The 13,823-nt window shown below is 40.4% G+C and carries 16 protein-coding genes; 14 read left to right on the top strand and 2 right to left on the bottom strand.

Going from position 1 to position 13,823, the window contains the following annotated elements; all coding sequences use genetic code 11:
• Positions 1 to 6 precede the first annotated feature (6 nt).
• From ACQFX9_RS28735 to arsC, 13 genes are all read left to right on the top strand, one after another.
• Entirely contained in the window at positions 7 to 591 is a 585-nt protein-coding gene (locus tag ACQFX9_RS28735) for a Uma2 family endonuclease (protein WP_427159914.1), read from the top strand.
• 94 nt (positions 592 to 685) lie between these two features.
• On the top strand, positions 686 to 1,492 hold the full coding sequence (locus ACQFX9_RS28730; protein WP_427159913.1) for an SAM-dependent methyltransferase: 807 nt from the start codon (positions 686 to 688) through the stop codon (positions 1,490 to 1,492).
• 78 nt (positions 1,493 to 1,570) lie between these two features.
• A complete protein-coding gene (locus ACQFX9_RS28725; protein WP_427159912.1) occupies positions 1,571 to 2,413 on the top strand; it encodes a YaaW family protein in 843 nt (280 codons plus the stop codon).
• Positions 2,395 to 3,774: an O-antigen ligase family protein gene (locus tag ACQFX9_RS28720; RefSeq protein WP_427159911.1), complete on the top strand. Its 1,380-nt coding sequence runs from the start codon at positions 2,395 to 2,397 to the stop codon at positions 3,772 to 3,774. Before ACQFX9_RS28725 ends, ACQFX9_RS28720 begins: the two co-directional genes overlap by 19 nt.
• Before the next feature lie 407 nt (positions 3,775 to 4,181).
• Positions 4,182 to 4,517 carry a hypothetical protein gene (locus tag ACQFX9_RS28715; RefSeq protein ID WP_427159910.1) on the top strand — a complete coding sequence of 112 codons (336 nt, stop codon included), beginning with the start codon at positions 4,182 to 4,184 and terminating at the stop codon, positions 4,515 to 4,517.
• A gap of 129 nt (positions 4,518 to 4,646) precedes the next feature.
• Complete coding sequence (locus tag ACQFX9_RS28710; protein WP_427159909.1) at positions 4,647 to 5,168, top strand: Ycf51 family protein; 522 nt, start codon at positions 4,647 to 4,649, stop codon at positions 5,166 to 5,168.
• Between the two features lie 436 nt (positions 5,169 to 5,604).
• A complete protein-coding gene (locus ACQFX9_RS28705; protein WP_427159908.1) occupies positions 5,605 to 6,798 on the top strand; it encodes an iron-containing alcohol dehydrogenase family protein in 1,194 nt (397 codons plus the stop codon).
• A 118-nt stretch (positions 6,799 to 6,916) separates the two neighbouring features.
• Complete coding sequence (locus ACQFX9_RS28700) at positions 6,917 to 8,137, top strand: aspartate aminotransferase (protein WP_427159907.1); 1,221 nt, start codon at positions 6,917 to 6,919, stop codon at positions 8,135 to 8,137.
• A gap of 3 nt (positions 8,138 to 8,140) precedes the next feature.
• Positions 8,141 to 8,926: a DUF4058 family protein gene (locus ACQFX9_RS28695; RefSeq protein WP_427159906.1), complete on the top strand. Its 786-nt coding sequence runs from the start codon at positions 8,141 to 8,143 to the stop codon at positions 8,924 to 8,926.
• Positions 8,927 to 9,007: 81 nt separating this feature from the next.
• On the top strand, positions 9,008 to 9,337 hold the full coding sequence (locus ACQFX9_RS28690) for an ArsR/SmtB family transcription factor (RefSeq protein WP_427159905.1): 330 nt from the start codon (positions 9,008 to 9,010) through the stop codon (positions 9,335 to 9,337).
• Positions 9,338 to 9,452: 115 nt separating this feature from the next.
• The gene (locus tag ACQFX9_RS28685; protein WP_427159904.1) at positions 9,453 to 10,148 is read left to right on the top strand and encodes an MIP/aquaporin family protein; all 696 of its coding nucleotides are present in this window, start codon (positions 9,453 to 9,455) and stop codon (positions 10,146 to 10,148) included.
• A gap of 73 nt (positions 10,149 to 10,221) precedes the next feature.
• A complete protein-coding gene (arsH, locus tag ACQFX9_RS28680; RefSeq protein ID WP_427159903.1) occupies positions 10,222 to 10,881 on the top strand; it encodes an arsenical resistance protein ArsH in 660 nt (219 codons plus the stop codon).
• Positions 10,882 to 10,901: 20 nt separating this feature from the next.
• Positions 10,902 to 11,297, top strand: coding sequence for an arsenate reductase, glutathione/glutaredoxin type (gene arsC, locus ACQFX9_RS28675; RefSeq protein ID WP_427159902.1), 396 nt, complete (start codon positions 10,902 to 10,904; stop codon positions 11,295 to 11,297).
• On the opposite strand, the gene ACQFX9_RS28670 is transcribed toward arsC, so the two are convergent.
• Both ACQFX9_RS28670 and ACQFX9_RS28665 read right to left on the bottom strand, forming a co-directional pair.
• Positions 11,290 to 11,853: a Uma2 family endonuclease gene (locus tag ACQFX9_RS28670; protein ID WP_427159901.1), complete on the bottom strand. Its 564-nt coding sequence runs from the start codon at positions 11,851 to 11,853 to the stop codon at positions 11,290 to 11,292. The two genes, arsC and ACQFX9_RS28670, sit on opposite strands and share 8 nt — an antisense overlap.
• A gap of 15 nt (positions 11,854 to 11,868) precedes the next feature.
• On the bottom strand, positions 11,869 to 12,516 hold the full coding sequence (locus tag ACQFX9_RS28665) for a Uma2 family endonuclease (protein WP_427163027.1): 648 nt from the start codon (positions 12,514 to 12,516) through the stop codon (positions 11,869 to 11,871).
• Between the two features lie 174 nt (positions 12,517 to 12,690).
• Between ACQFX9_RS28665 and ACQFX9_RS28660 the strand changes: the two genes are divergently transcribed.
• Entirely contained in the window at positions 12,691 to 13,755 is a 1,065-nt protein-coding gene (locus ACQFX9_RS28660; RefSeq protein WP_427159900.1) for a 1-acyl-sn-glycerol-3-phosphate acyltransferase, read from the top strand.
• Positions 13,756 to 13,823 lie beyond the last annotated feature (68 nt).

The raw sequence follows: 13,823 nt of genomic DNA, 5'->3' as shown, positions 1-13,823 counted from the left end.
AATATTATGACCATTGCACAAGAAAAACACTATTATTCGCCTGAAGAATACCTAGAAATGGAGGTGAATTCAGAGGAAAAACACGAATATATTGATGGGCAAATTATTTTTATGGCAGGTGGAACACCAAATCATAACAAACTAGCTGGTAATTTATATGCTGCCATCCTTTACGCGCTCAAGCGTCAGCCCTATGAAGTATATAACAGTGACCAACGTCTATGGATACCTAACAGACGAATTCACACTTACCCTGATGTCATGGTGGTAAGAACTCCTTTGGAATATCAAGAGGGAAGACGAGATACTTTGATTAATCCAGTGTTTATGGCTGAGGTGTTATCAAAATCCACCAGAAGTTATGACAGGGATGAAAAATTTGCGGCTTATCGGTCAATTCCGAGTTTTCAGGAGTATATTCTGATTGACCAGTATAAAATTCATGTTGAGCAGTATTGCAAAACTGATCATAACAAGTGGATTTTCTCTGAGTATGACGACCCAGATGTTATGTTGTCTTTGGCTTCTATTCCTTGTCAGGTTTTGCTAGGGGATATTTACGATAAGGTAGATTTCAGTGTTGAGGAATAAGCTGATGAATAAAGCTGTTAAATTCTTGATTAAGAACAGCAAAATGTAGTATAAACTAGCCAATCCTATTGAATCTACCATTAATAACTGACTAATGCCTGAAACTAGAAATTGGGTGGCTTTTTCTGCCAGAATGGCTGCTGCTGTGCGAGCGATAGAAACACAAAGACCAGATGCTTTGTTTCGAGATCCTCTCGCAGCTAAACTAGCAGGGGAAGAAGTAATTGCAGAAGTTTCTCCCAGCACCCAAGAGTACGAAGATAGAGGTACACCCCTAATCAGCGTACGTACACGCTTTTTTGATGACTTTTTAATGTCAGAAGCTGCTCAAATACGTCAAGTAGTGATTTTGGGCGCAGGAATGGATACTAGGGCTTTTCGCTTACCTTTTTATCCCGAAGCTTGTGTCTATGAATTAGATAACTCAGAGGTGCTGCAATATAAAAATGCAGTTTTAGCAGATACTCCTAGTCAGTGCGATCGCCACACTATAGAAGTAGACATACGAGAAACTTGGACAGATTTATTAATAGCCCAAGGGTTTCAAGTAGAAATCCCTACTGTTTGGTTGATGGAAGGATTTTTATATTACCTTAGTGAATCAGAAGTAAATGAATTATTGAGTAAGATAAATAACTTAAGTGCATCTGGAAGCTTTTTGGCGGCTGATTTAATCGGTTCATTCTTTTTAGCGCAAAACAATGGTGAATTATCCAAACATTGGAAATTCGGTTGTGATGAGCCAGAAACATTTTTTGCTTTGCATAGTTGGCAAACATCAGTTGTACAAGCGGGAGAAGATGGCTCAAGCTATGGCCGATTTACTTATAAATTCCCTCCTCGTGATGTTCCCAATTCACCCCGTTACTTTTTTGTCAAAGGTGTGTTCCATAAACCTTGATATCGATGCCAATCCTGAATCCGCGATCGCCTAGTAGAATAGGGTACAGATATGCTCTATGGAAGGGAGGAAGGGAAATTGGATGAGCTAAGGGCGGCGTTAGAGTTAGCCACCGAAGATGAATTGCAAGATTTAACAGCAATTTTGTTTAGCAGGAAGTTTAATCCTTTAGATTATCTCCAAACGCCTGAACCTATCGAAGTTCAAAGCCAAAATCGTCATGCTTGGCTGGACTCCTTAGAAGGTCGCTTTCGATTTTTAGCCGCAGACGGAATGACAGTTTTACGTGGACGTACAAACCAAGTAACTTACCGTCAAGCACTAATTCAAGTCTGTAAATACTTAAAAATCCCTTATTCTGTCAATTTAACAACTATAGATTTAGAAGCAGAAGTATTTTTGTATCTGCTAGGACAAGTTTGGAAAAAACTACCAGATAATGAAAAGCAAAAATTGACTGTACAATTTCACAATCAACTAGCAAAATCAGAACCTACAGAACCTCTACCACCGTTATTACAACATGATCCATTGGGTTTACTGTTAAAAGGTGGTAGTGCTTTAGCTGTGACATCTGTAGTTAAGCCTTTCATCCTACAACAAATTGCCCGACAATTCGCCATTCACTTTGCCACATATCAAGTAGCTAAGGATACGGTGGTTGCAGGTTCTCAAGCCGCAACCGCACAATTTCAAAGCTACGTCACATTGCAAATGGCGCGTCGAGGTATGGCTTTGAATGCTGCACGTTACACAGCAGTTCGCAGCGTCTTTGCTTTGGTAGGGCCGATGATGTGGACTTGGTTCTTTGCAGACTTGGGTTGGAGAATGATTACCACTAACTATGGTCGAATCATCCCCACTATTTTTGCTTTGGCGCAAATTCGTCTCACCCGTAGCGAATGTTGGGAGTTAGCTTGAAGTTAGGTTTTGATCGTTATTCCCCTCACAATCTGCAATTACCCTGGAAATTACTGCAAATCGGGCTATTAATATTCCCATTAAGCCCTTTTTTGGGAGCTGTAAGTATAGGATTTGCTACCCTATTTAGTTGGTTGCGCCAAAACCGCAAAATTATCCACACTCCCATTAATCAGGGCTTTGCAGTTTTTACTATCCTATTGCTGATATCTTCTAGCTTGGCAGTAGATAAACCAGCCGCTTTTATTGGTTTATTTAATTTACTGCCGTTTTTTTTGGTGTTTGCTGGGTTGAGTGCCTTAATTCAAACGGGTAATCAATTAAAACGCATAGCTTGGATTTTTGTGATTGGTTCTGTCCCAGTCTTAATCATGGGTTTTGGACAGTTGTTTTTTGGCTGGACATCTCAGTTACAAATTTTAGTCCTAGATGTGGCGATCGCATCCGGTGGAAGTCCCCCTGGGAGAATGTCATCTGTTTTCATGCACGCCAACATTTTTGCGGCTTATTTAGCGATTGTCTTCACTCTGGGATTAGGGTTATTGCTAGAAAGGGGGATTGGGGACACTTCGACAAGCTCAGTGCTTCGCTGGGGACTGGGGACTGGGAAAACTAATAAATCCTTACTGCGTAATCCCTATTTTTTATTGCCATTGATTTTAGCGGCTGATTTCGCAGCTTTGATTTTAACTAATTCGCGTAACGGATGGGCGATCGCGATCGTTGCCTGTTTAGGCTTTGCACTCTACCAAGGCTGGCGTTTACTGGTGGGTGCGGTGACTGGAATTGTCGCTAGTGTTCTCTTAGCAGCTTTTGCACCTGCGCCAGTAGCTCAATTATTTCGTCGTATTGTCCCCGCTTTCTTTTGGGCTAGGCTCAATGATGAACTATACCCAGACCGGCCAGTCGCTTTAATGCGAAAAACTCAATGGCAATTTGCTTGGTCTTTAACTCAGCAACATCCGTGGACAGGGTGGGGTTTACGTAATTTTTCCGCCCTCTATAAATCGCACATGAATATCGATTTGGGACACCCCCATAATTTATTTTTGATGCTTGCTGCCGAAACCGGATTACCAGCTACATTATTATTTTTTGGCTTACTAGGCTGGATATTATTTTCTGGTATCCAACTTCTGCAAAAATCCCATTCTCTAATTACAGAAAATCGAGTAATCATTTTTAGCTATCTTGTGGTTTTGATAGAATGGCTGCTATTTAATACAGTTGATGTGACTCTTTTTGATTTCCGATTAAACACCATATCTTGGTTATTATTGGCGGCTGTTTCTGGAATTACGTATCACTACCATCAGCATGACGCTAGGAAACATGAAATAGGTGACAGGAAACAAGGTTAAAGTTCTTTTGGTTTATGGCTTGATGCGACCAATTAATACATTATTCCCCGCAATCTGCTTTATAAAAAATCAACAATTCCCAAGATGATTGCGGTAGTAGATCCCACTACGAATTCTCAATAATCACCTGAATTAATTTTCAGTGGTTACACTGCGGCTATTTAGAGGTTGTTTTTAATAATATGATTACATTCACGTTTGTGACTGTGAGTGTGGCTAACTCAAATTAGCCACTGTTGCTGATTGTTGGGAAGGTGTAGGGAAAAACAATTTAGTTTTTTCCTGCATAACAGGCATCTGAAAAGATGTCTTTTTTTATGCTTATTTTTATTTCAATTAACCTAGCATCTATCACTATGAAATCCGTCTCTAGGAAATTTTTACTAATACTATCTTATTGCAGCATATTGGGATTAAGTTTTGCTATCTCTCAGCCTGCAAGTGCTAATATTAATTGTGAATCAGGAACAGTTATTACTCACTCCAATGGTTCTTTGTATACTTGCCTCTTGAGCCAAAAAGCAACAGTACAACTATCTTATAATTACGGAATATCCACTTTTCCTTGTCAAGCTCAAAGCTACATATTATTTGATGTCAACGGACAATTTCAGCGTTGTCAGTTAGCAGAAGATATTCAAATTCAAAGAGGTAATTCCGTAGAAAGATGTCCCACAGATTTTTGGGTCGATGTTTCGATCCCGGATAAAGGAAATATTGCGATCAATTGCCGACAGTATTAGCAAGGCTATTCTCCAATCCCCAATCCCCAATCCCCAATCCCCAATCCCCAATCCCCAATCCCTATTCCCACCCCGTACAGGCTATGTAAAATAGGTATGTTTAGAAAATGCCATTCGTAGCCAATTTGTATGCTCACAACAGCTGAATTTCTGCAATACACTCAATGGTCAGGTATTGCCACACTGGTATTTGCTGCTTTAGCAATATTAGCTTTTTTGTTTAAATGGGGTATCCGCTTTCGGCTTGTAGGTACAACTGGCTTTATGTTGGTGCTAACTGCTGGTTTGTTTGGCCTGTCGATAGTTCCTTTGAGTCGTACCGTGATTCCTGGCGCAGTTAGATATACCCTAGTTTATGATAATGGTTCAAATCAAGCAGTTATCGCCACATCACCGCAAATTTCGCCGGATCAAGTAGAAGCTACCTTACTGCAAGCTGCTAGCAATCTCTATTCTTTCGGGCGTGGGGGTAGAAATAGTAATGATCAGCTAATAATTCGGGCGCGTACCATTATTCATCCAGAACCAGGCTTATCTATTCCATTGTACTTAGGTGAAGCTAGGCGATCGCTTGTGACTCGTGAAGACCAAAATTTAACTGTGGAAATATATCCCGAAAAGTTCGCTCAATTACCTAAATCTGACGCTTAATTAACCTATTCTCGTTTACTGAACTGCAATTGAGGTTTTGAGACTCTCTTGTAGTTCAGCGCGTATACATACGCTAATTATCGGACTTTCCAAAGAAAAAATTATTTTTTGTATTTAGATATACAATATTTGTTAATTTTAGATTAAGATATGACTTAAATGAATTTAACAGCGTTATCCACGCAAGATACAGACAGCCTACTCTGTATCAAATTCGTTAGACGCTCTAATATTTACTTTCCCTGAGTATTCTGACAGTGGTATCTTTAATAAACCATATAGTTATTCAAAACTTTGATATTTCTGAATTTATGGACAATGAGCAGTATCCGTGAATGCCTCCCAGTAGAAACACAGGGGTGTTTATGTCCGAGCAGTCATTGCGATAAATTTAAATTTATTAAGAAACATCAAGGTTTTTGGCAAACTAGAGTATATGTCTAATCAAATATCTACTCCAGCCTTGTCTACTCAAACTTCTACTTCTCTACTCACGCTAGCAGTAGCCCCTGCCAAAGTGATGCGTGGGTCAAATATATTGTCCGTCGCAGCTTTAGAAATTGCCAAGTTAGGCAGTCGTCCGTTAATTGTGGCAGGCAATAGCACTATTGCGATCGCCCAAGAAATTCTACAGCCAATTTTAGAACAGCACAATCTCCAAGTCACCCCTGTTTCCTATGGTGCAGATTGTGCCGAAACTAGCTTGAAATCACTGAGAAAGGCAGCGAAAGAACATAAAGCCGATGTGATTATCGGTGTCGGTGGCGGTAAGGCGTTAGATACAGCCAAATTAGTCGCCCATCAATTACAGTTACCTATTGCTACTATCCCCACCTCAGCCGCTACCTGTGCAGCTTGGACAGCTTTATCGAATGTCTATTCTGAGTCGGGGGCATTTTTGTATGATGTGGCTTTGTCTCGCTGTCCTGATTTAGTTATCTTAGACTACGATTTAGTGAAAACTGCCCCACCACATACTTTAGTTGCAGGAATTGGGGATGCGATCGCTAAATGGTATGAAGCATCTGTTAGCAGTGGGCATTTAGAACAGACTTTAATTATCGCCGCAGTCCAACAGGCGCGAGTCTTACGCGATATCTTATTTCAAAAATCAGCCGCCGCCTTGGAAAATCCAGGGAGTGAAGTTTGGCAAGAAGTTGTAGACGCTTCCGTCTTACTGGCTGGGGTAATTGGTGGCTTGGGTGGGGCGCAATGTCGCACTGTGGCTGCCCATGCGGTGCATAATGGTTTAACGCACATAGCCGGACACAGCAGCATCCACGGTGAAAAAGTCGCCTTCGGAATTTTAGTGCAGCTGCGTTTAGAAGAAATGGTACAAGGTAATCAACTAGCAGCCACATCCAGACAACAATTATTAAAGTTTTACGCAGAGATTGGACTGCCACAAAAATTAGCAGATTTAGGTTTGGGTAACATTACCCTGGGTGAATTGCAAACCGCCGCCGAAGTCGCATTAGCACCTGAATCTGATATTCATCGACTCCCATTTAAGGTTGCATTGGAACAGTTAATGGCGGCGATGGTTTCTACCACTGCACCGACAGAAAGTAGAGACTTAGTTAATCGTGTCTCCACCAGGGAAACAAGTAATGAAATGACTAATTCGTAATACTATCCTCTGGCAAGCAACACGCATAACTACAAATTACTTTGACTGCTGAAAGCTAGTGCAAAGAATTTTGAATTTTGAATTTTGAATTCCCCACAGGGGTTGACGAGGTTGAGGAATGAGTTTGGATTGGATTAAGCCAGCAGATCGGATACAGCAACTACCACCCTATGTATTTGCCCGTCTGGATGAGTTAAAAGCTAAGGCTAGAGAACAAGGCATTGATTTAATTGATTTGGGGATGGGGAATCCCGATGGCGCGACACCACAGCCAGTGGTGGAAGCGGCGATGAAGGCTTTGCAAGACCCCAGTAATCACGGTTATCCCCCCTTTGAAGGGACAGCTAACTTTCGGCGTGCGATTACGACTTGGTATAAGCGTCGCTATGGGGTGATGCTAGATCCTGATAGTGAAGCTTTGCCGTTGTTGGGTTCTAAAGAAGGATTATCCCATTTAGCGATCGCCTACATTAATCCTGGGGATGTGGTCTTAGTTCCCTCCCCCGCCTATCCCGCCCATTTTCGCGGGCCTGTGATTGCGGGTGGTCAAGTCCACAGCTTAATTTTAAAAGAGGAAAATGATTGGTTAATTGATTTAACCACCATTCCCGACGAAGTGGCAAGAAAAGCCAAAATCCTGTATTTCAACTATCCCAGTAACCCCACAGCCGCCACCGCACCCCGTGAATTTTTTGAGGAAATCGTGGCGTTTGCCAGAAAATACGAAATTCTCTTAGTCCATGATTTGTGTTACGCCGAGTTAGCTTTTGATGGTTATCAACCCACTAGCTTACTAGAAATTCCTGGGGCGAAAGATATTGGTGTAGAGTTTCACACCTTATCTAAAACCTATAATATGGCTGGTTGGCGTGTGGGTTTTGTGGTGGGGAATCGCCATGTCATCCAAGGCTTGCGGACATTAAAAACCAATCTAGATTATGGGATTTTCGCCGCCTTACAAACAGCCGCCGAAACAGCTTTACAATTGCCTGATATTTACCTACACGAAGTACAGCAACGCTACCGCACCCGCCGAGATTTCTTGATTGAAGGCTTCGGAAAGCTGGGTTGGGATATCCCCAAAACCAAAGCTACAATGTACTTGTGGATGAAATGTCCTGTGGGTATGGGTTCAACGGATTTTGCTTTGAACTTGTTGCAACAGACAGGTGTTGTTGTTACCCCTGGTAATGCTTTCGGTGTGGCTGGGGAAGGATATGTGCGTATTAGCTTGATTGCAGATTGCGATCGCTTGGGTGAAGCCCTACGCCGCATTGAAAAAGCTGGAATTCGCTATCAACCCGAAGTTGTTGGGGCTGGCTCAGAACTAGGAGTATAAATCATGCCTTCGGTATTTCCAGGAATGAACCCATATTTAGAACACCCGGATTTATTTCCTGGATTACATCACCTGTTGATTACTGAAATTGCTAGGTTTTTATCTCCTCAACTGCGTCCTAAATATCGTGTCGCCGTTGAAGTGCGGATGTACGAAACTACAGATGATAGTTCCGTAATTGTTGGTGTTCCTGATGTCATGGTGAAAACTCGTCAACACACCAATGATCCCAACAATATAAATGTAGCTGTTGCCACCCCAACACCTAAACCCATTAAAGTCAGAGTACCAATACCTCTTACTATTAAAGAAGGATATTTACAAGTAAAAGAAGTAGGGACGGAAGAATTAATTACTACGATAGAAATTCTTTCTCCTACTAATAAACGTCCAGGTAAAGGCAGGAAAGTTTATCAAAGAAAACGGGAACAGGTCTTAGGTAGTCATACTAATTTAATAGAAATTGATTTATTACGCAAAGGCAAGCCCATGCTGATGTTTGGTGATGATATTGAAAGTGATTACCGGATTTTAGTCTGTCGGGGAAATCGTCGTCCTCTAGCAGATTTATATGCTTTCAATTTACAAGATACTATTCCTGCTTTTCCCCTACCTTTGCGTTCTGATGACAATGAACCCGTGATAGATTTACAGGCTTTATTCACGCAGGTTTATGATATTTATGATTATGATTTAATTGTTGATTACACTCAAGAAGTAGTTCCACCCTTGTCAGAAAAAGATGCAATTTGGGCGGATGAATTATTGCGTGAGCAAGGTTTAAGATAACCTGCATCAAACTCTAGATTGTTGCGTCAAAATGTTTGAATAGAGCCAGATTTACACTGTTGCCGAACCAAGGTTAAGTTAATGCAATCTCCTAATGCTACCACTACCAGCTTGATTGTTGCTGGTTTTCACGCACTTTCTGACCCCATTAGAATTAATGTCCTAGAATTGCTACGTCAGCGTGAATTGTGCGTCTGTGACTTGTGTGAAGCATTAGGGGTGAGTCAGTCGAAGTTATCTTTTCACCTCAAGACTCTCAAAGAAGCTGACTTAGTTAACTCTCGCCAGCAGGGACGTTGGATTTACTACAGCCTAAATTTACCCCAATTCACCGTCTTAGAGCGGTATTTAGCAGATTTCCACAGTTTGGGGCAGATATTACCCACACGTTGCTGTGATAACATTTCCTGATATATCAACTTTTTTTGATGAATTTTTGTGAATACCATCCCTGATGTAATTGACATATCAATTTTTTTTGAAATGATATAAATAACACAGGGAACGAAAAACAATTTTGAAATTGATGAAATATTTCCTCAAAGAAGTTGCTCAACACCAAAGCGAAATTTTAGCAGAAGCTATCGGCACATTTATTTTAGTTTTTGCTGGTACTGGTGCTGTGATGGTCAATCAAATTAGTCAAGGTGCAGTGACGCATTTGGGGATTAGCTGTGTTTTTGGTGCAGTTGTAGCGGCTTTAATTTATAGTCTGGGACATATTAGCGGCGCGCATTTTAACCCAGCCGTGACATTAGCATTTTGGACTAGTGGATTTTTCCCGAAAAGGCGAGTTTTGCCTTATATTTTGGCACAATTATTAGGTGCGATCGCAGCTTCTAGTCTACTGCTTTTAAGTTTGGGTAGAGTTGCTAATTTAGGTGCGACTTTGCCTTTAAATAGTAACTGGCTACAGTCTTTTATTTTAGAAATTGTCCTCACATTTATTTTAATGTTCGTGATTTTTGGTTCAGGATTAGACCGCCGCGCACACATTGGTTTTGCAGGATTAGCAATTGGCCTAACAGTAGGAATAGAAGCAGCATTTATGGGGCCAATTACAGGTGCAAGTATGAATCCGGCGCGTTCTTTTGCACCCGCTTTCGTAGGGGGAATTTGGCAACATCATTGGCTTTACTGGGTTGCACCAATTTTAGGCGCGCAATTAGCAGTAATAATTTACGGTCAAATCTCTCATGGGTTTCGTGATTTTAAAGAATAAGATATATGGCTTTACCAATATTGATAAATCAGAGAAAAATTAGTGACTAAATATTGTTGTAGGTAATAAAAATATGAAATCTTTCGAGCATCCTCCCAGAATATTATTTTTATATGGTTCTTTGCGAGAGCGTTCTTATAGTCGCTTATTAGCAGAAGAAGCCGCCAGGATTATTACAGAGTTTGGTGCGGAAGTGAGGTTTTTTGACCCTCGTGAATTACCCATTTATGCCAGTGTGCCAGATACTCATCCCAAGGTACAAGAGTTACGCGAATTGAGTATGTGGTCTGAGGGTCAGGTGTGGTCTTCCCCTGAGATGCACGGTAATATTACTGGCATTTTGAAAAACCAAATTGACTGGATACCTTTAAGTTTAGGTGCGGTCAGACCCACCCAAGGAAGAACTTTAGCCGTTATGCAAGTTAGTGGTGGTTCGCAGTCATTTAATGCTGTCAACACAATGCGAATTTTAGGCCGATGGATGCGAATGTTTACAATTCCCAATCAATCTTCCGTGGCGAAAGCTTATCAGGAGTTTCACGAAGACGGCACAATGAAGGATTCATCATACCGCGATCGCGTGGTTGATGTCATGGAAGAAATGTATAAATTTACCCTCCTGTTGCGGGATAAAGTTGACTATCTCACAGACCGCTACAGCGAACGTAAAGAAGAAGCTGCAAAAGCCACTCTTCAAATAGCAAACAGTGCATTGGAAGTCAAAGCTAATTAATTCATCAAAAATAAAAAACAATGAAAAAAATCATGTTTGTCTGCAAGAAAAATTCTCGCCGTTCCCAAATGGCTGAAGGATTTACCAAAGTTTTAGGTGCAGGTAAAGTAGAAGTATCTAGCTCTGGTTTAGCATCTAGTGAAGTAGATCCCATCACAGTACAAGTCATGTCTGAAATTGGCATTGATATTAGTAATCAAACATCTAAGCCATTAAGTGATTTCAATCCAGAAGATTACAATGCGGTGATTTCATTATGTGGTTGCGGTGTAAATTTACCAGAATCTTGGGTATTAAGAGAAGTATTTGAAGATTGGCAATTAGATGACCCTGAAGGAGAATCTATAGACACATTTCGCCGTGTGCGAGATGAAGTCAAAGAGAGGGTTTTGCAGTTAATTACATCTCTTAGCTAACTCTTTGGAACCAAGCAAAGATATCATTAACAGTGAGTTTTAAATTAATACCTTCTAGGATAGGTAATACATCTGCTTCTGATAAGATATCTGGTAAACTATTGCTCTGATAAACTATCACTGAGCGTTCATAGGGGTCTATTAACCATCCTAGTTGAGTACCATTTCTCATACAGTGGAGAATATTACCTGTTACTCTAGTCTGACTTTGGTCAGGTGAGAGAATTTCGATTATCCAAGCAGGTGCGAAATTAATACCCGTGCTAGTAATATCGCCATTTTCATCTAATGGAATTTGGTTACTAGCAACCACTGCAATATCAGCAACTATGGAACGATTACCCAAAGTACAGCGCAATTCGGGAAAAGCTTCGTAATTACTTCCTGCTGTATCAATTACTCCCACTAAACGTTTTTGTAAAAGGCTATGTTTCGCACCTGTTATAGTTTTTTGAATTGCCTGTCCGTTAATATATTCCCATGCTGGTGACTCATCTATGTATGGAAGTTGTAAAAATTCTACTAATGTGCTATTTTCTGTAACTATAGCTGTCATGGTTAATCACCAACTTTAGGACTGTTGCAGCTGCTGTCTTACCCAAATCCGAAAGTTTTTGAGGGTAGTATTTCTGCCAATAATTTTACTTTGCTCAAGATATTGGGGTATGACATCAATTAGAGGTAATTCGGGAAAAATTAAGCTACTTTGAGACTCTATATAAACACCCTCTTGCAAAACATTAATTTGTAGCTGATCTTTTTCAAACCGCCACAGTTCTGGTACTTGCAGCGATTGATAAATATTGGGATGGGTGCGAGCAGTAATATCAATTTCTAAGGCTAAATCTGGTGGAGGATCTATCGTTAAATCTAGTCTCTTTTTGCCACGAATTTGAGGTTCATTTTTGATATAAAAACATTGGTCAGGTTCTATACCTTGAGCCATGAATTGATTCTTGAAGGTGGTAGAACCAAGACTAATAAATTCGGTGTCTAGTTCTTCTAGAAGTGCTTTGACTAAATCACTGATAATTTCTTTACCGTATTCATGTTCTGGCAATGGTGCCATAATTTCTAACATTCCCCTATCATAAGCAATGCGGGCGGCGCGGTGTTCTCCTAACTCTTCGAGAATAGTTTCTAATTCTTGCCAAGTTACATCTCGTAACACTACTGTTTGTCCAGGTGGAATATAGATGCGCTTGAGTTCTAATAACATCATTGCCACTCACATAAACTTATATCTAAGCTAGCTCGTTTGATAGATTTTGTTGATCGTAACTCTGTGATATTGATGTAGTATTTTTTACGCCCGTAGTTGGATACACATTATAAATTTATCAGGCTAAGATAGCAGCCAAATATAATTGATATCTTAATTAACTCAGTAGTTGTGATTAATCAACATTCTGCAAGTCTGATACATTCTTCAGCAAATACAACTCAGCAACCATATCAATTTAGCTGGGTTGACTGGTTTTGTTTGTGGTATCCTCCTGGTTGGTTAATTTTATTTAACCGTCATTGGCAACATTATCACGCAGATCCCGACGGTTGGCATTGGCTAGAATATTTACTATTTTTAATTCCTGGTGGATTCTATCTGGCGTTTTTGATTCGATGGTTGCGTTTGAGTTGTCGTTCTCCTCGAACAGAAATTGTAGAATTTAATCCCGACTATCAACGGGCTTTTCGTGAAGAAATTTTAGCTTTTATTGTGAAATATTATTTTCGTGGGGAATTGCACCAAGTAGAGAATTTACCCTCTACGGGTTCGTTAATTGTAGCTATGAACCATGCAGGGATGTGTTTTCCTTGGGACTTTATTAGTTTGGGTTATTTATTAGGGGAAAAACAGGGTTGGACAGTGCAACCTTTGGCGGGAGTATCATTATTTGAACATCCTTGGATGGTGTGGTGGCTACCTCCAAAATGGTCGCAGGTTTTGGGTGGTGTGCGTGCAGAGTTGGCTGATTTTGAGCAGGCTATTTCCCAGGGTAAAACTTTATTATATGCGCCGGAAGGTTTACGCGGCCCGTTGAAGGGTTGGGGGAAACGCTATCAACTGCAAAAGTTTGATGTGAGTTTTTTACAGTTAAGCGATCGCTATCATATTCCGATTTTGCCAGTCGTTTGTATGGGTAGCGAATCTTTACATCCTTGGACAGTAAATATACAAAAGTTACAAAGACTATTTAATTTACCCTTTTGTCCCATATCGCCTTTAATGTTTATACTCATTCTCTTTCCTTCAATGGGAGTTTGGGCAATGAAAACTCGCCTACATTATTTTGTTCAACCATTGGCAACCATCAACGGCAAAATAGAGTGTAATCATCAAGGCAATAATACTAGGAGATTAGTTTATCAACGCGCCAATCAATTGCGTGAACAATTACAAATGCAAATTAACCAACTACTAACTCAATTGTCTTCCATTTCAAAAGTCTGTGGTTAATTGACTTTTTTGGTTGATGACTTTGTCCTGTTATGACACATTCTCCGGTGAAAGTGATGGTAGTTTAT

This window comes from Aliinostoc sp. HNIBRCY26 (genome assembly GCF_050235535.1).
GTDB lineage: Bacteria > Cyanobacteriota > Cyanobacteriia > Cyanobacteriales > Nostocaceae > Trichormus.
This window is presented reverse-complemented; position numbering and strand designations above follow the sequence as displayed.

Bases quoted from the DNA above. Each gene is read 5' to 3' on its own strand.
- ACQFX9_RS28735 (WP_427159914.1), top strand. From the start codon at position 7: ATGACCATTGCACAAGAAAAACACTATTATTCGCCTGAAGAATACCTA.
- ACQFX9_RS28730 (WP_427159913.1), top strand. From the start codon at position 686: ATGCCTGAAACTAGAAATTGGGTGGCTTTTTCTGCCAGAATGGCTGCT.
- ACQFX9_RS28720 (WP_427159911.1), top strand. From the start codon at position 2,395: ATGTTGGGAGTTAGCTTGAAGTTAGGTTTTGATCGTTATTCCCCTCAC.
- ACQFX9_RS28710 (WP_427159909.1), top strand. From the start codon at position 4,647: ATGCTCACAACAGCTGAATTTCTGCAATACACTCAATGGTCAGGTATT.
- ACQFX9_RS28705 (WP_427159908.1), top strand. From the start codon at position 5,605: ATGTCTAATCAAATATCTACTCCAGCCTTGTCTACTCAAACTTCTACT.
- ACQFX9_RS28700 (WP_427159907.1), top strand. From the start codon at position 6,917: ATGAGTTTGGATTGGATTAAGCCAGCAGATCGGATACAGCAACTACCA.
- ACQFX9_RS28695 (WP_427159906.1), top strand. From the start codon at position 8,141: ATGCCTTCGGTATTTCCAGGAATGAACCCATATTTAGAACACCCGGAT.
- ACQFX9_RS28690 (WP_427159905.1), top strand. From the start codon at position 9,008: ATGCAATCTCCTAATGCTACCACTACCAGCTTGATTGTTGCTGGTTTT.
- ACQFX9_RS28685 (WP_427159904.1), top strand. From the start codon at position 9,453: ATGAAATATTTCCTCAAAGAAGTTGCTCAACACCAAAGCGAAATTTTA.
- arsH (WP_427159903.1), top strand. From the start codon at position 10,222: ATGAAATCTTTCGAGCATCCTCCCAGAATATTATTTTTATATGGTTCT.
- arsC (WP_427159902.1), top strand. From the start codon at position 10,902: ATGAAAAAAATCATGTTTGTCTGCAAGAAAAATTCTCGCCGTTCCCAA.
- ACQFX9_RS28670 (WP_427159901.1), bottom strand. From the start codon at position 11,853: ATGACAGCTATAGTTACAGAAAATAGCACATTAGTAGAATTTTTACAA.
- ACQFX9_RS28665 (WP_427163027.1), bottom strand. From the start codon at position 12,516: ATGTTATTAGAACTCAAGCGCATCTATATTCCACCTGGACAAACAGTA.